Source organism: Paraburkholderia unamae (genome assembly GCF_003096875.1).
Lineage (GTDB): Bacteria > Pseudomonadota > Gammaproteobacteria > Burkholderiales > Burkholderiaceae > Paraburkholderia > Paraburkholderia unamae.
This window is the reverse complement of sequence record NZ_QEOB01000016.1, coordinates 39500-54565: the sequence shown is the minus strand read 5'-3', so window position 1 is coordinate 54565 and position 15066 is coordinate 39500. Positions and strand designations below refer to the sequence as shown.

Here is a 15066-nt window from a genome sequence, read left to right as displayed (position 1 = left end):
AATGCTCAACGCAAAACGAGCATGGCTGGCCGCCGTGCTGGTGCTGGCCGCTTGCGCCCAGCCGTGGCAGGGCGTCGAGCCTGGCTCCGACCCGTCCACGGTGATCGCCCGTCTCGGGCCGCCGCGCGAGACCTACGACCTGCCGGGCGGCGGCAGACGGCTCATGTGGCCGACCCAGCCCATGGGCTACACGACGGTCGTTGCCGACATCGATTCCAGCGGCAAGGTGGTGAGCGTGCGCCAGGTGTTGCAGGACACCGAGTTCTATCGCGCGAAGGTCGGCGAGTGGACGCGCAACGACGTGCTCATCAACTTCGGCCGCCCGGCGGAAACCTCGTTCTTTCCGCGCATGCAGCAGGAAGTGTGGTCGTACCGGTACATCGAGAACAACATCGACTACATGATGTTCCACTTCTATTTCGACACGCAGGGCGTCCTGCGCCGCACGCAGAAAGCGCCCGATCCGGTGCGCGACCGCAACCTCAGGCGCGGGTTCTAGTCCGCGCGGGGGCGAGATTGCGTCATGGGGTCACGGCGTCATGGTGTCATTTCGGACGACTGTTGCGCCAGTCGCGCGGCGTCATGCCGAAGCGCGCGCTGAACCAGTTCGTGAACGAGCCCTGCTGCGCGTAGCCGAGCAGCGCGGATACGCGCCCGATGGGGTAGCGCGGGTTGCTCATGTAGCGCACGGCGAGTTCGCCGCGCACTTCTTCCACGAGGCGCGTGAAGCTCGTCTCGGCCAGCCCGAGCTGACGCTGCATGGTGCGCACGCTCACGTGCAGATGCGCGGCCACCAGATCGACGGTGGCCTGCTCGAGCGGCAGCAGCAGATAGATCGCCTTGCGCACTTCGAGCGCGGTGGAATCCACGCCCGCGGCGTTGAGCGAATCGGCCAGGCTTTCCGCGTAGCGCACCAGTTCCGGGTCCGCCGCGGGGTTCGGGTAGTCGAGGTCGGCGGCCGCGCACACGAAGCCGTTGAAGTCGCTGCCGAACTCCAGCGGACAGCCGAAAAAGCGCCGGTGAAACGCGAGGCTGGGTGGCCCCTGGTGGACGAAATGCACGGCGCGCGGCTTCCAGTGATCGCCGAGCAGGGCGCTGGAGTGGCGCGCGAGCACGCCCACCGCGAGCTCGATCGCCTGATGCGTGGGAATGCCGGGATCGACCACCAGTTCCTCGCGGATGGTGACCGTTTCGCCCGCGTCCTCCACGTACACAGCGAGCGCTTCATTAAGCAGGTGGCGGTATTCGGCCGTGGCGAGCAGCACCTCGCGCAGCGTACGCTTGTGCGCGAGCAGCACGTTGACTACGCCCGTGCCGAACTTGCGCCGCATTTCGGCCATTTGCAGCGCGAAGGTCGGGCACGCGGCTTTTTCGGCCGAGCGCTCCAGCAGCAGGCAGGCGGCGGCGGCTGGAATGCGCGCGTCGGGATTGGCGAGCGCGGCGGCGTCGACCCCCGCCTGCTGGGCGAGCTCGACCGGGTTCAGCCCGACGCGGCGAGCCACGTCGAAATAGCCGCCCATGGACACCGCGCGCAGCATCGTTTCCATAGTGGTGTCTCCCCAATCGGTGTTAACGCCTGGTGGCGCGAAATGCTAAAACGATGGCGCCTGATCGAAAAAGTGTATCGCAGGATTGCCGTATCGTGCATCTCAACGGATCAGCCATGTTCCCGGCGCCATTCGAAGCGACGACTCGCGTCGCGAACGCCGGAACGCCGACAACTCCATGGGAGAACACGATGCAATTCCTCGACGACTCGCTGCACCCCGAGAACCAGGACAAGGTGGTGATCACCACCGCGCCGTACGGTCCGGAGTGGATGCCTGAGGATTTCCCGGAAGACATTCCGGTGACGATGGAAGAACAGATCCAGAAGGCCGTGGACTGCTACGACGCAGGCGCGACCGTGCTGCACCTGCATGTGCGCGAACTCGACGGCAAGGGCTCCAAGCGCCTGTCGAAGTTCAACGAGCTGATCGCGGGCGTGCGCGCCGCCGTGCCCGACATGATCATCCAGGTGGGCGGCTCGATCTCGTTCGCGCCGGAAAGCGACGGCGAAGCCGCGAAGTGGCTCTCCGACGACACGCGCCACATGCTCGCCGAACTCGAACCGAAGCCGGACCAGGTGACCGTGGCGATCAACACCACGCAGATGAACATCATGGAGCTGCTCTACCCGGAGTATCTGGAGGGCACCTCGCTTTCCAACCCCGCGTTCATGGCCGCCTATAGTGAAATGACGGTGCCGGCGGGTCCGGCCTGGGTCGAGGAGCATCTGCGCCGCCTGCAAGCGTCGGGCATTCAGCCCCACTTCCAGCTCACGGGCATGCATGCGCTCGAAACGCTCGAACGCCTCGTGCGCAAGGGCGCGTACAAGGGCCCGCTGAACCTCACGTGGATTGGCATTGGCGGCGGCTTCGACGGCCCGAACCCGTTCAACTTCTTCAACTTCGTGCACCGCGCGCCCGATGGCTGCACGCTCACCGCCGAGTCGCTGCTCAAGAACGTGCTGCCGTTCAACATGATGGCGATGGCGATGGGTCTGCATCCGCGCTGCGGCATCGAGGACACGATCATCGACCAGCACGGCAAGCGCATGACCTCGGTGCAGCAGATCCAGCAGTGCGTGCGCGTCGCCCACGAACTGGGCCGCGAGATCGCCACCGGCAAGGAAGCGCGCGAGATCTACCGCATCGGCGTGCAGTACGAGACGATCGACGAGACGCTTGCCGCGAACGGCATGGCGCCGAACCGCCCGGCAGGGGTGAAGAACCTGCCGCTGCGCGCGGCGTAAGCAGGAAACAGGAGCCCGGCGCGCGCGTGTGCGCCCGCCGGGCCGGGAAGCGGCCGTCTGGATGTTGCCGTCGGACCTGAGAGAAACGAGAACCCGACGACGAGCGGGACGCCTAGGAGATAACCCATGCTCACCACGCATGCCGAGCCCACAGCGGGCGAAATGACGACGACCCAGAGTAACGTGCGCGTGTACGCGTGGGTCGTGTTTGCCTTGACTGTCGGGCTGCTGCTTTCGGACTACATGTCGCGCCAGGTGTTGAACGCGGTGTTCCCGCTGCTCAAGACCACCTGGGGCCTTTCGGATACGCGGCTCGGCTCGCTCAGCAGCGTGGTCGCGCTGATGGTGGGCGTGCTCACGTTCCCGCTTTCGGTGCTCGCCGACCGCTGGGGCCGCGTCAAGAGCATCGTGCTGATGGCGGCGATGTGGAGCCTCGCCACGCTCGGCTGCGCGCTGTCGACGAATTACGGCGAGATGCTGCTGGCGCGCGCCTTCGTCGGCATCGGCGAAGCGGCCTATGGCAGCGTGGGCATTGCCGTCGTGCTGAGTATTTTCCCGCCGCGGCTGCGCGCCACCATCACGGGCGCGTTCATGGCGGGCGGGGCGTTCGGCTCGGTGCTGGGCATGGCGCTCGGCGGGGCGGTCGCGGCCCATCTGGGCTGGCGCGCGGCGTTCGGCGCCATGGCGATCATGGGGATGGTGCTGGTCGTGATCTATCGCATCGTCGTGACGGAAAAGCGTATCGCCTCGTTGCAGCCCGCCATCGGCAACCGCGAAGCGCCGGGCGGCATGCGCATGAGCCTGCGCGCGCTGCTCAAGGGCCTCTTTTCCACGCGCTCCGTGGTGTGCGCGTATGTGGGCAGCGGCGTGCATCTGCTGGTGCCGGCCGCGGTGTGGAGCTGGCTGCCGAGCTTCCTGAACCGCTACTACGGCATGGAGACGGGCAAGGCGGCCGTGACGGCGGCGGCGTTCGTGCTCGTGACGGGCGTGGGCATGGTGGTGTGCGGGAACCTCGCGGACCGCTTCAGCAAGGAAGCGGGCGAAAGAAAGTGGACCATCGCCATTGCGTACTGCGTGATCTGCTTCGTGCTGCTCACGATCGGCCTGCGCCTGCCGCCGGGCACGGCACAACTCGTATTGATCGGCGCGGGCATGTTCTTCTGCGCAGGCGCGGCGGGCCCTTCGGGCGCGATGGTGGCGAACCTCACGCCGCCCTCGATCCACGCTTCGGCGTTCGCCACGCTCACGCTGTCGAACAACCTGCTGGGTCTTGCGCCCGCCGCCGTGCTCACGGGCGTCGTGGCGGACCACATCGGGTTGCTCGGGGCGCTCCAGCTCGTGCCGTTCGCACCGCTCGTGGCCGCCCTCGTGTTCGTGATCGGCAAGCGCCATTACTCGGGCGATCTGGACCGCGTGAACGCGCTGCGAGAAGAAGCCTCGCACTGAATGACGCACCGTGTGGTGCACCACGCAGCGAAACGGAACGTGCATTTGCGCCGCAAGGCGCAAGCAACGAATTTGCAGTTTGATTCAAGGACAGGAGAATGAACATGGCGAAAGCAGTGCGCTTTCATGAAACCGGCGGCCCCGAAGTCTTGCGCTACGAGAGCGTGGAAGTGGGCGACCCCGGCCCCGGTCAGGTGCGCCTGCGCCATGAGGCCGTGGGCCTGAATTTCGCCGACACCTACTTCCGCAGCGGCCTGTATCCGGTGCCGCTGCCCGCGGGCATGGGTGTCGAGGCGGCGGGCGTGGTCGAGGCCCTGGGCGCCGGCGTGACCAACGTCGCCGTGGGCGACCGCGTGACCTACACCGGCTTCATCAACACGCTCGGCGCGTACAGCACCGAGCGCCTGATTCCGGCTGCGCCGCTCATCAAGCTGCCCGAGGCGATTTCGTGCGAAACGGCCGCCGGCATGACCATGCGCGGCCTGACCTCGTCGTACCTGATGCGCCGCATCCACGACTTCAAGGCCGGCGACACGATTCTTCTGCATGCGGCGGCCGGCGGCGTGGGCCTGATTGTTTCGCAGTGGGCGAAGCTGCTGGGCCTCACGGTGATCGGCACGGTGTCGAACGAAGCGAAGGGCGAGATCGCCCGCGCCCATGGTTGCGACCACATCGTTTATTACAACCGCGAAGACGTCGCGAAGCGCGTGCGCGAACTCACGAACGGCGTGGGCGTGAACGTGGTGTTCGACAGCGTGGGCAAGGACACGTTCGAAGCCTCGCTCGATTCGCTCAAGCGCCGCGGCCTGATGGTGTGCGTGGGCACGGCTTCCGGTCCGATCCCGCCGTTCAATCCGCAGATCCTTGCGATGAAGGGCTCGCTGTATCTCACGCGCCCGGCGCTGGCGGACTATATCGCCGACCCCGCGGAAAAAGACGCGCTGGCGGGCGAGCTGTTCGGGCATGTCGCCGCGGGCCGCATCAAGATCGAACTGAATCAGCGCTATGCGCTCGAAGACGCCGTGCAGGCCCATCGCGACCTCGAATCGCGCAAGACGACGGGCTCGTCGGTCTTCGTCATCTGAGGAGTGCGGCATGCGAATCGAACCACTGACCTACACCATCGGCGCCGAACTGACCGGCGTGAATCTCGCCGACGCCGTTCATGACGACGGCCTCTTCGCCGACATTCGCGCGGCGCTGCTCAAGCACCGCGTGCTGTTCCTGCGCGACCAGAACATCACGCGCTCGGAGCACGTGGCGTTCGCGCGCCGCTTCGGCGAACTGGAGGATCACCCGGTTGCGGGCAGCGACCCGGAGCATCCGGGGCTCGTGCGCATCTACAAGAACCCGGACCAGCCCAACGACCGCTACGAGAACGCGTGGCATGCCGACGCCACCTGGCGCGAGGCGCCGCAATTCGGCGCGGTGCTGCGCTGCGTGGAGTGCCCGCCCGTGGGCGGCGACACCATGTGGGCGAACATGGCGCTTGCCTACGAGAACCTGCCCGCGCACGTGAAGGCGCAGATCGCCGACCTGCGCGCGCGCCACAGCATCGAGGCGAGCTTTGGCGCGGCGATGCCGATCGAGAAGCGTCTCGCGCTCAAGGCGCAGTTCCCGGACGCGGAGCACCCGGTGGTGCGCACGCACCCGGAGACCGGCGAGAAGATCCTGTTCGTGAGCGCGTTCACCACGCACTTCACGAACTATCACACGCCGGAGCGCGTGCGCTTCGGCCAGGACGCCAACCCCGGTGCGGGCGACCTGCTGCGCTACCTCGTGAGCCAGGCCTATATTCCGGAGTACCAGGTACGCTGGCGCTGGAAACCCAACAGCGTCGCGATCTGGGACAACCGCAGCACGCAGCACTATGCCGTGATGGACTACCCGCCGTGTCACCGCAAGATGGAACGCGCCGGCATTATCGGCGACAAGCCCTACTGATACGCGCAGGAGACCAGAGTCAATGACGTCAATAACCACACCGACCATTCTGATGGTCCCGGGGTTGCGCGACCACGTGGCGGAGCACTGGCAAACGCTGCTGGAAAGCAAGCTGTCCAACGCGGCTTCGGTGCCGCCGCTGGAACACGACAAGCTCAGTTGCGCGGCCCGTGTCGCCGCGCTCGACGCCGCGCTCGCGAAGATCGACGGCCCGGTGATACTCGTGGCGCACAGCGCGGGCGTGATGATCACCGTGCACTGGGCGCGGCAGCACAGCCGCAAGATTCACGGGGCGCTGCTTGCGGCGCCCGCCGACCTCGAAACGCCGCTGCCGGCGGGATACCCCGACATCGATTCGCTGGCGCAGAACGGCTGGCACGCGATTCCGCGCGAGCCGCTGCCATTCCCGAGCATCGTGGGCGCGAGCCGCAACGATCCGCTCGCGAGCTTCGAGCGCGTGGCGGCCATGGCGAAGGACTGGGGCAGCACCCTCGTCGATCTGGGCGAAGTCGGCCACCTGAACCCGGCGGCGGGTTTTGGCGAGTGGCCCATGGCAGAGATGTTGATTCATGAACTTGTCTGATCAAAAGTGGGCCGCGCAGGCCACGCGCGAGGCGGGTGAGCGTCCGGTTGTGAAGATCGAGGCGTTCTTCGATTTCATCTGCCCGTGGTGCCTGATCGGCAAGCGCAACCTGGATGTGGCCGTTGCCCGCTTCGCGAGCGATCGGCCCGACGTGCAGGTGAAAGTGCAGTGGCGCTCGCATCAACTGCTGCCGTGGACGCCGCTTGCAGGCATGCCGTATCAGGCGTTCTACCGCGACCGCCTGGGCAGCGCGCAAGCCGTGGCCGCACGGCGCGAGCAGGTGCGCGAGGCCGGGCGCGCAGCGGGCATCGAATTCGCCTTCGAGCGTATCGAGGTGCTGCCGAACACCGCCGCCGCGCACGACCTCGTGACGTTTGCCGCGAGCCGCGGCAACGGCGCGCAGACCACGGCGCTGATCGACCGCGTGCTCACGGCGTACTTCCTGGAAGGGGAGAACATCGGCGAGCGCGACGTGCTCCGGCGCATCGGCCTCGAATGCGGCCTGGAGCCCGAGAGCCTCGCGGCGCACCTGGCCGCGTCGCAACGTCTCGCGGACCCGGCCGGCCGCCGGGTGGCTTACGCCGACCCACAGGTGAGCGGCGTGCCGTATTTCGTGTTCAACACGGGGTATTCGCTCTCGGGCGTGTATTCGCCCGTGGCGATGGCGAGCGCCATGGCGTTGGCCGTTCCCCATTGAAGACAGGCGAGGAAAGCGCAATGTCACGTGAAGTACCGGTCGCCAAGGTCGACGAACTCGCGCCGGGTCAGCGCAAGCTGGCTTTCGTCGATGGCCGCAGCATCGTGCTGTTCAATATCGACGGCGCGATACACGCGATCGACAATTCGTGCCCGCACAACGGCGCATCGCTTGCCAGCGGTCAGCTGGAGGGTTGCGTGCTGCGTTGCCCGGCGCACGGCCTGCGCTTCGACGTCCGCACGGGCGCGATGCCGGGTGTGGGCGGGCTGAACCTCACGTGTTTCCCGGTGCGCGCCGTCGACGGAAAACTGGTCGTGACCCTCGAAGCTTCCGCTTCGAACCACGGATAGCGCGGCATCCGGAATCGCGGCGTAATCGAACATCTGGTAATTAGGATAGCAAACCATGCAAGGTCTCATGATGCAGCAGCCGCTGCTGGTCGCTTCGCTGCTCAAGCATGCGGAGCGCCACCACAGTACGCAGGAAATCGTTTCGCGCCGCGTGGAAGGCGACATCCATCGCTATCGCTATGTGGATCTTGCGCAGCGCGCGCGCCGCATGGCCAATGCGCTCGCGAGCCTGGCCGTCGCGCCGGGCGAGCGCGTGGGCACGCTGGCGTGGAACGGCTACCGGCACATGGAGCTGTATTTCGCCGTGTCGGGCTCGGGCGCCGTGCTGCATACGCTCAACCCGCGGCTGCATGCCGACCAGCTCGTGTACCTCATCGAGCACGCACAGGACCGCGTCATTTTCTTCGACCTCACGTTCCTGCCGCTGATCGAAAGCGTTGCGTCGCGCGTGACGAGCCCGAAGTTCTATGTCGCGATGACGGACCGCGCGCACATGCCGCGCAATCATGGCCTCGGCTCGCGGCTGCTTCGCTATGAAGATTTGATCGAAGGGCATCGCGCCGATTTCGAATGGCCGCTGCTGGACGAAAACAGCGCCTCGTCGCTGTGCTATACGTCCGGCACGACCGGCAACCCGAAGGGCGTGCTCTACAGCCATCGCTCGACGCTCCTGCACACCTATGCGGCCGCGCTGCCCGATTCGCTGAACTGCTCGGCGCGCGACACGATTCTGCCCGTCGTGCCCATGTTCCATGTGAACGCCTGGGGGCTGCCGTACATCGCCTGCATGGTGGGCGCGAAGCTCGTGTTTCCGGGACCGGCGCTCGACGGCAAGTCGCTTTACGAGTTGATCGAGCAGGAACAGGTCACGCTCTCGGCCGGCGTGCCGACGGTCTGGCAGGGCCTGCTTGCGCACGCCGGGTCGCAGAACAGTTCGTTCTCCTCGATGCGTCGCACGATCATCGGCGGCGCGCCGTGCCCCACGGCGATGACGGCGGCATTCCAGAAAGGTCATCAGGTGGATGTGCTGCACGCATGGGGCATGACGGAGTTGAGCCCCGTTGGCACGGTGTGCAGCTTCAAGGCGCACCAGGTCGCGCTGCCCGAGGCGCAGCGCTATGCGTTGCAGGCCAGGCAAGGGCGCTCGGTGTTCGGCATCGACATGAAGATCGTCGACGCGGCGGGCAAGGAACTGCCGTGGGACGGCTACGCGAGCGGCGACCTGCACGTACGTGGCCATTGGGTCACGAGCGAATACTTTGGCGGCGAGCATGACACGCCGCTGCACGACGGCTGGTTCCCGACCGGCGATGTGTCGAAGATCGACCCCGACGGTTTCATGCAGATCGTCGACCGGAGCAAGGACGTGATCAAGTCCGGCGGCGAATGGATCAGCTCGGCCGACATTGAGAATGTCGCGTGCCTGCATCCCGATGTCGCGACGGCGGTTTGCATCGCCGCGCGCCACCCGAAGTGGGACGAGCGCCCGCTGCTGCTGGTCGTGAAGCGGGCGGGCAGCACGCTCGGTATGGAGGATCTGCTGAATTTCTTCGACGGCCGTGTGGCGAAATGGTGGAAACCCGACGCCGTGCTGTTCGTCGATGCCGTGCCGATTGGCGCGACGGGCAAGGTGCTCAAGAACCAGTTGCGTGAGCAATACGGCGATCACTATTTGCAGGCGCGATAAGGCAAGATTGCAATCACACGATTTCAGTTACGCAAAACCCAAGCAAAACCCAAGGCAATACCCAAAAGCCGCCGGGCCAACCGGAAGGCACCACACGGAGAGAGACAATGAAATTGAAGTTCGGCAGCCTGGCAGCGTTGGCCTTGTTCGCCAGCGCGGCGCATGCGCAATCGTCGGTTACGCTGTATGGCGTGCTCGATAGCGGCTTGCTTTATCAAAGCACGTCGGCGGCAAACTTTTCCGGGACCGCCAAGAATCTGGGACACACCTGGCAGTTGAAGGACGGCGGCATCTATTCGAGCATCTGGGGCTTGAAGGGCAGCGAGGACATCGGCGGCGGCTACAAGATCAACTTCAAGCTGCAAGGGTCGTTCACCTCCAATAACGGCAAGACGGGGCTGTCCGACACGCCGGGCGTGACCGCGGTTTTCAACCAGATCACGACCATCGGCGCGTCGGGCCCGTTCGGTACGATCGACGCCGGCCGCCAGATCATCCCGATGATCTACGCGATGGCCGACACCGACGTGCGCGGCGCGCAGTACTTCGGCAGTATTCTCACGGCGTGGCTGGGATTGAACCAGGCGGCGGGCTGGCCCGGCACGAGCACGAACGCGCCGATCGGCGCGCTCTATGACAGCAACGCGATCGTCTATAACTCGCCGAAATTCTATGGGGCATCGCTCGCGCTCGAATTCGCGCCGGGCGGCGTGCCGGGGCAGTTCCAGGGTGGCACGCGCGAGTCGGCCGTGCTCAAGTACTCGAACTACGGCCTGAACCTTTCCGGCGTGTACTACAGCGGCCACGACACGAACCCGTATCCGGGTACGTATCCGACCACGCCGGCCGTGCCGGCGACGGGCCTGAACAATAACAACTTCTACTATGTCGGCGCGATGTATACGATTAGCGGATTCTCGGTGTCCGCCTCGTTCAGCTCGTCGAACTCGTACAACTCGTTCAGCCATACTTCGTACAACTTCGAAATGATTTCGGGTGGCCTTGGCTACCAGTTCAATCCGGCGTTCAAGATCACGTCGGGCTACTACTACTTGAAGGATCGCAATAATTCAGCGAATCATTCGAGCGAGGTTGCGGTGGGCGCCGAATACAACATCTCGAAGGCGACCAAGGCCTACGCGCAAGTCGGTTATGTCGACAACAAGGGGACCATGAACCAGACGATCATTTACGGCTCGCCGGTCGCGCCGGGCCAGTCCACGACGGCGGCCATGGTCGGCATTCGTCACGCGTTCTGATCCCGACAACCTCAACAAGAAACGGAGTATTCCATGATGAATTCCAGGGTAGCTGGGTTGGTGTTCGCGACGCTGGTCGCGATGGCTTCCATGAGCGCCTGGGCGCAGCCCCAAGCCGCTGCGAGCGATTCCGCCGGCGCGCAAGCGGCATCGGCCATGGCTGCGCCGGGCGCCGCGGCGCCCACCAGCAGGCAGGCCAATCGCGCGCTGCGCCGCAAGGTGTATGCGGCCATCGGCAAGGACAAGTCGATCAACGCAGGCAATATCAGCGTGATCGCCAAAGGCGGCGCCGTGACGTTGAACGGCTCGGTTGCCGATGCGGCGCAGATCGGCAAAGTCGAGGAGATCGCTCGCGGCGTGCCTGGCGTGACGTCGGTGACCAACAAGCTGACGGTGATGAAGTCGTTTGGCGGCATGTGACGTGCCGAGGTGAGAATGCGGCGCGGCAGGGCGTTTGTTTGAGTCCTGCCGTGCTTCATAGGGCAGCGATGGAGCGATTTTCGGGTTGCTCCCCGTTGTTTATCCGGACTGCTTAACGTAGTCCGGAATGCCGACTGGGCTCGCGTGCAGGCGCGAGTCTGGACGTGTGAGTTCGACGTTTGCGTCGGAGCGTTTTGTCGCCGTCTCGCGGGTGCGGGGCGGCGATTTTTTTATGCGGCCACCGCCCGCACCACCATCACCACCCCCACCAAGACAGCCACCAGCCCAACCCCGCGCGCAACCTTTCCTCTCGCCGGTATCAACCTCTCCGCCGTGATCGCCGCGGCAACCAAAGCCATCGCCGGTCGGTCCATCACCCCCGCAACGAGCAGCGCCGCCATCAAATTCCCGCAGCAGCACACGCAATGCCGTCCGAGTCGCGCGCCATGACGCCACGCCGCCCGCGCATCGAACCGCGCATGCGTGCACGAAGGCATTGCCGCACAGCACGCAATCCACCGGCCCTTCCACGCCGTGAACTGCAACACTCCCGCGATCGCAACAACGATTCCGGCCGCGGCAGGCGCCGTATGCGCCAGTGCGGGCGCGGCGACGGCGAGCGCCGCGAGTTGCGCGCCTGCCGCGAACACCAGCAGCCCCGCAACGAGCCACACGAAGAAGTAGCCCGCGCCCGCCAGCGCCGTCAGTGCACCGGCCCGCGCGCCGCTGCCGCCCGCCGCGCCGTCGAGATAGCGCCACAATACCGGGGCGAGCGATGGCAGCATCATCGCCACCATCATCACGTTCCACATGCCGGCAAACGATACGGCGGCGTCGAGCCACGTCTGTCCGCACATCGGCGCCCAGAGCGTCGAGAGCGTCCAGCCGCCGGGCATGGGCGTGCCGCCCATCGCGTCCATCGACGCGCACCAGATGAGCGTCGCCGCCGCACTCGCCGCGAAAATCAGCGACGAGACGCCGAGGAAGATCGCGCGCGCCGTGCCCACGCTGCGTACCGTTTTGCCGACGTTTTCCATGGCGAACCTCAACCTTCGGGGTACTCATCATGCCGGCGCCACCAGATGCCGGCCTCGTTGCGTCCCTTCGGTGCACGGTCGAGCCACTGATACATGCCCCACATGCCGTCCAGGCCGCGCGCGTAGGTCGAATACGTGTGATAGACCACGCCGTCCTCCAGCACGAAGGCGCTCAGGCCGGGCCGGTCGCGCGTGTAGGTGGCCGCATCCGTGCCGCAGCTCGCCGCGAACTGCACGACGGGCTCGGGCGGCGGCGTCATGTCCATCGCATGGCCGCTGCGCGCGTAGTTGTACTCGACATCGCCCACGCGCTGCTGCGCTTCGGTAAACGACACGTTGAAATCGAAGTTGAAGTCATTGCCGCTCGACGACACCCACGGAAAATGCCAGCCCATGCGCTTGCGGTAGGCCAGCAGTTTTGCGAGCGGCGCGCGCGACACCGCCATGAGCCTCACGTCGTGATTCGCCAGATGCACGGCGATGCCGTCGAAGCCGTCCGCGATCGAGGAGCACGACGGGCAGCCCGCCGCGTAGTCCGGCCCGAACATGAAGTGATACACGAGCAACTGCGAGCGCCCTTTGAAGAGATCGGCGAGCGAGGCGCCGCCGTCTTCGGTTTCGAAGCCGTATGCCTTGTCCACCCGCACCCACGGCAGCGCCTGGCGTTGCCGCGCGAGCGCGTCCGAGCGCCGGGTGTGTTCCTTCTCCGTCGCCAGCAGATCGATGCGGGCTGCGAGCCACTCTTCACGTGTTCCTGTTGCATGGGTTGCCATCGCCTGGTCCTCCTATGGATTGACTGTGGCGGCCGCGCGTTGTCCGCGCCGCCGCGCCGTTCGATCAGGGTTCGATTGATCGCCGTGTTAGATTAGGTCCGGGCCGGAACGCGAGGGGAGTGACAAGTGTGGCGGGATTCGCATGAGCATGGATTCGCTGATCACGGCGGCGGCGCGCGCGCTCGCGGCCGGTGACCCGCTCGGGGCGCTCAATCGCGTCGCGTTGCGCGACGACGCGCCCGCGCTCGCGCTGCGCGGCATCGCCATGGCGCAGCTCGGCGACCTCGCGCGCGCCAAGGTGCTGTTGCGCAGCGCGGCGCGCGCCTTCGGTGCGCGCGAGGCCGTGGCCCGCGCGCGCTGCATCGTCGCCGAGGCCGAGATCGCGCTCGCTTCGCGCGATCTCGGCTGGCCGCCGCTCGCGCTCGCCGCGGCGCGGCAAACGCTCGAAACGCATGGCGACCGCCTCAATGCCGCCCATGCGCGCTACCTGGAAATTCGCCGCCTGCTCCTGATCGGCCGTCTCGACGAAGCCGCGCGCATGCTCGCCGAAGCCGATCCCGCACCCTTGCCGCCGTCCTTGCGCGCGGCCCATGAACTGATCGCAGCCGGCATTGCGATGCGGCGCATTCAAACGCAGCCGGCCCGCCGGGCGCTGGCCGAGGCCGGGCGTGCCGCGCGCGAGGCCGGCATCGCGGCGCTGAGCGCGGAGGTGGAGAGCGCGGAGACGCTGTTGCGCGCACCTGCCGCGCGCCTCGTCGCGCAAGGCGAGGCGCGTGTTCTGCTACTGGAGGAGGTCGAGGCGCTGCTCGCCTCGCCAGCGCTTGTCGTGGATGCGTGCCGCTACGTCGTACGCGAGCGCGCCGCGTTGATCGAACTGGCGCGGCGCCCCGTGCTGTTCGTGCTCGCCCGCGCGCTGGCCGAGGCATGGCCCGCCGACGCGCCGCGCGACGCGCTCATCGCGCGGGCCTTCCGCACGAAGCACGCCGACGAGACCCATCGCGCCCGGCTGCGCGTCGAAATCGGGCGCTTGCGCACGCTGCTGCGCGAGGTGGCGGAAATCGGCGCGACGCAACACGGCTTCGCGCTGGCGCCGCGCCACGCGCGCGAGGTGGTCGTGCTGGCGCGCCCGGTCGAGGAGAAGCACGCCGCCGTGCTGGCGTTTCTCGCCGACGGCGAATCGTGGTCGAGCTCGGCGCTTGCGCTCGCGCTCGGCGCGAGCCAGCGCACGGTGCAGCGCGCACTCGACTCCCTCGCGGGGGCGCAGAAGGTGCAGTCGTTCGGCTATGGCCGGGCGCGCCGCTGGACCACGCCGCCTGTCCCCGGATTCGCGACGACCTTGTTACTCCCCGCGCCGCTGCCGGGCGATTAGCATGAACGCCTGTTCTGTTCACTATTCTGTGCCGACGGCAAGGAGGAAGTCATGAAACGAACGACGGCCGAGATTGTTCGCGAGTACGGCCCTTATCCGGGTGTCGAGCAGGTGGGCGGCGTCACCTACGACGGCAAGCAGGTGTGGTTCGCCGTGGGCGAGCGGATCGCCTCGCTCGATCCCGTGAGCGGGCGGCAACTGGGCTCGATCGAGATCGCGGCGCACGCGGGCACGGCCTTCGACGGCCGGCATCTGTTCCAGATTTCCGAAGACCGCATCCACAAGATCGAACCCGAAACCGGCCGCGTGCTCGCCACGATTCCCGCGCCCGGCGGCGGTGGCGACTCGGGGCTCGCGTGGGCGGACGGCACGCTCTGGGTCGGCGTGTACCGCGAGCGCAAGATCCATCAGGTCGATCCGCAGACGGGCGCGATTCTGCGCACGCTCGAATCGAGCCGCTTCGTCACGGGCGTGACGTGGGTGGACGGCGAGTTGTGGCACGGCACGTGGGAAGGCGACGAAAGCGACTTGCGGCACATCGACCCGGACACGGGCGAAGTGCTGGAGCAACTCGACATGCCGCCCGGCACGGCCGTTTCGGGGCTGGAGTCCGATGGCGGCGAGCAGTTTTTCTGCGGCGGCGGCAATACCGGCAAGATTCGCGCGGTGCGGCGGCCCAAGCGCGAAGGCTAGAGCCGAGCGGGCGG

Annotated in this window: 16 protein-coding genes; 13 read left to right on the top strand and 3 right to left on the bottom strand. The window is 66.5% G+C overall.

The features are described 5' to 3' along the window. The first annotated feature begins 1 nt into the window (after position 1). Positions 2–499 carry a hypothetical protein gene (locus C7402_RS29775; protein WP_116613175.1) on the top strand — a complete coding sequence of 166 codons (498 nt, stop codon included), beginning with the start codon at positions 2–4 and terminating at the stop codon, positions 497–499. A 46-nt stretch (positions 500–545) separates the two neighbouring features. On the opposite strand, the gene C7402_RS29770 is transcribed toward C7402_RS29775, so the two are convergent. Next, positions 546–1547, bottom strand: coding sequence for an AraC family transcriptional regulator (locus C7402_RS29770; RefSeq protein WP_112173475.1), 1002 nt, complete (start codon positions 1545–1547; stop codon positions 546–548). Positions 1548–1738: 191 nt separating this feature from the next. On the opposite strand from C7402_RS29770, the gene C7402_RS29765 reads away from it, so the two are divergent. The 10 genes from C7402_RS29765 (at position 1739) to C7402_RS29720 (ending at position 11180) form a co-directional block, all read left to right on the top strand. Further along, positions 1739–2794 carry a beta-keto acid cleavage family enzyme gene (locus tag C7402_RS29765; protein WP_112173474.1) on the top strand — a complete coding sequence of 352 codons (1056 nt, stop codon included), beginning with the start codon at positions 1739–1741 and terminating at the stop codon, positions 2792–2794. Positions 2795–2920: 126 nt separating this feature from the next. Beyond that, complete coding sequence (locus tag C7402_RS29760; protein WP_112173473.1) at positions 2921–4240, top strand: MFS transporter; 1320 nt, start codon at positions 2921–2923, stop codon at positions 4238–4240. A 104-nt stretch (positions 4241–4344) separates the two neighbouring features. Continuing rightward, entirely contained in the window at positions 4345–5325 is a 981-nt protein-coding gene (locus C7402_RS29755; RefSeq protein WP_112173631.1) for a quinone oxidoreductase family protein, read from the top strand. A gap of 10 nt (positions 5326–5335) precedes the next feature. Further along, positions 5336–6184, top strand: coding sequence for a TauD/TfdA dioxygenase family protein (locus tag C7402_RS29750; RefSeq protein WP_112173472.1), 849 nt, complete (start codon positions 5336–5338; stop codon positions 6182–6184). A 22-nt stretch (positions 6185–6206) separates the two neighbouring features. Continuing rightward, the gene (locus C7402_RS29745) at positions 6207–6767 is read left to right on the top strand and encodes an RBBP9/YdeN family alpha/beta hydrolase (RefSeq protein WP_116613174.1); all 561 of its coding nucleotides are present in this window, start codon (positions 6207–6209) and stop codon (positions 6765–6767) included. Next, a complete protein-coding gene (locus C7402_RS29740; RefSeq protein WP_116613173.1) occupies positions 6754–7464 on the top strand; it encodes a DsbA family oxidoreductase in 711 nt (236 codons plus the stop codon). Before C7402_RS29745 ends, C7402_RS29740 begins: the two co-directional genes overlap by 14 nt. A gap of 20 nt (positions 7465–7484) precedes the next feature. Then, positions 7485–7814: a Rieske (2Fe-2S) protein gene (locus C7402_RS29735; RefSeq protein ID WP_112173469.1), complete on the top strand. Its 330-nt coding sequence runs from the start codon at positions 7485–7487 to the stop codon at positions 7812–7814. 55 nt (positions 7815–7869) lie between these two features. Then, complete coding sequence (locus C7402_RS29730; protein WP_116613172.1) at positions 7870–9501, top strand: 3-(methylthio)propionyl-CoA ligase; 1632 nt, start codon at positions 7870–7872, stop codon at positions 9499–9501. Between the two features lie 107 nt (positions 9502–9608). Beyond that, positions 9609–10760, top strand: a complete 1152-nt coding sequence (locus C7402_RS29725) for a porin (protein WP_112173467.1) — start codon at positions 9609–9611, stop codon at positions 10758–10760. A 33-nt stretch (positions 10761–10793) separates the two neighbouring features. Then, the gene (locus C7402_RS29720) at positions 10794–11180 is read left to right on the top strand and encodes a BON domain-containing protein (protein WP_112173466.1); all 387 of its coding nucleotides are present in this window, start codon (positions 10794–10796) and stop codon (positions 11178–11180) included. A 230-nt stretch (positions 11181–11410) separates the two neighbouring features. On the opposite strand, the gene C7402_RS29715 is transcribed toward C7402_RS29720, so the two are convergent. Together C7402_RS29715 and C7402_RS29710 are read right to left on the bottom strand one after the other, a co-directional pair. Then, entirely contained in the window at positions 11411–12217 is an 807-nt protein-coding gene (locus tag C7402_RS29715; RefSeq protein WP_116613171.1) for a DUF2182 domain-containing protein, read from the bottom strand. Between the two features lie 8 nt (positions 12218–12225). After that, the gene (locus C7402_RS29710) at positions 12226–12990 is read right to left on the bottom strand and encodes a DUF899 domain-containing protein (RefSeq protein ID WP_116613170.1); all 765 of its coding nucleotides are present in this window, start codon (positions 12988–12990) and stop codon (positions 12226–12228) included. A gap of 148 nt (positions 12991–13138) precedes the next feature. On the opposite strand from C7402_RS29710, the gene C7402_RS29705 reads away from it, so the two are divergent. Further along, a complete protein-coding gene (locus tag C7402_RS29705) occupies positions 13139–14359 on the top strand; it encodes a helix-turn-helix domain-containing protein (RefSeq protein WP_112173630.1) in 1221 nt (406 codons plus the stop codon). Between the two features lie 51 nt (positions 14360–14410). Next, on the top strand, positions 14411–15052 hold the full coding sequence (locus C7402_RS29700; RefSeq protein WP_116613169.1) for a Vgb family protein: 642 nt from the start codon (positions 14411–14413) through the stop codon (positions 15050–15052). Positions 15053–15066: the final 14 nt, after the last annotated feature.

What these genes read in the sequence shown, in the direction of transcription:
- C7402_RS29715 (WP_116613171.1), bottom strand. Translation starts at nt 12,217, where the DNA reads ATGGAAAACGTCGGCAAAACGGTACGCAGCGTGGGCACGGCGCGCGCG.
- C7402_RS29745 (WP_116613174.1), top strand. Translation starts at nt 6,207, where the DNA reads ATGACGTCAATAACCACACCGACCATTCTGATGGTCCCGGGGTTGCGC.
- C7402_RS29700 (WP_116613169.1), top strand. Translation starts at nt 14,411, where the DNA reads ATGAAACGAACGACGGCCGAGATTGTTCGCGAGTACGGCCCTTATCCG.
- C7402_RS29775 (WP_116613175.1), top strand. Translation starts at nt 2, where the DNA reads ATGCTCAACGCAAAACGAGCATGGCTGGCCGCCGTGCTGGTGCTGGCC.
- C7402_RS29760 (WP_112173473.1), top strand. Translation starts at nt 2,921, where the DNA reads ATGCTCACCACGCATGCCGAGCCCACAGCGGGCGAAATGACGACGACC.
- C7402_RS29765 (WP_112173474.1), top strand. Translation starts at nt 1,739, where the DNA reads ATGCAATTCCTCGACGACTCGCTGCACCCCGAGAACCAGGACAAGGTG.
- C7402_RS29735 (WP_112173469.1), top strand. Translation starts at nt 7,485, where the DNA reads ATGTCACGTGAAGTACCGGTCGCCAAGGTCGACGAACTCGCGCCGGGT.
- C7402_RS29720 (WP_112173466.1), top strand. Translation starts at nt 10,794, where the DNA reads ATGATGAATTCCAGGGTAGCTGGGTTGGTGTTCGCGACGCTGGTCGCG.
- C7402_RS29750 (WP_112173472.1), top strand. Translation starts at nt 5,336, where the DNA reads ATGCGAATCGAACCACTGACCTACACCATCGGCGCCGAACTGACCGGC.
- C7402_RS29730 (WP_116613172.1), top strand. Translation starts at nt 7,870, where the DNA reads ATGCAAGGTCTCATGATGCAGCAGCCGCTGCTGGTCGCTTCGCTGCTC.
- C7402_RS29770 (WP_112173475.1), bottom strand. Translation starts at nt 1,547, where the DNA reads ATGGAAACGATGCTGCGCGCGGTGTCCATGGGCGGCTATTTCGACGTG.
- C7402_RS29740 (WP_116613173.1), top strand. Translation starts at nt 6,754, where the DNA reads ATGAACTTGTCTGATCAAAAGTGGGCCGCGCAGGCCACGCGCGAGGCG.
- C7402_RS29725 (WP_112173467.1), top strand. Translation starts at nt 9,609, where the DNA reads ATGAAATTGAAGTTCGGCAGCCTGGCAGCGTTGGCCTTGTTCGCCAGC.
- C7402_RS29705 (WP_112173630.1), top strand. Translation starts at nt 13,139, where the DNA reads ATGGATTCGCTGATCACGGCGGCGGCGCGCGCGCTCGCGGCCGGTGAC.
- C7402_RS29710 (WP_116613170.1), bottom strand. Translation starts at nt 12,990, where the DNA reads ATGGCAACCCATGCAACAGGAACACGTGAAGAGTGGCTCGCAGCCCGC.
- C7402_RS29755 (WP_112173631.1), top strand. Translation starts at nt 4,345, where the DNA reads ATGGCGAAAGCAGTGCGCTTTCATGAAACCGGCGGCCCCGAAGTCTTG.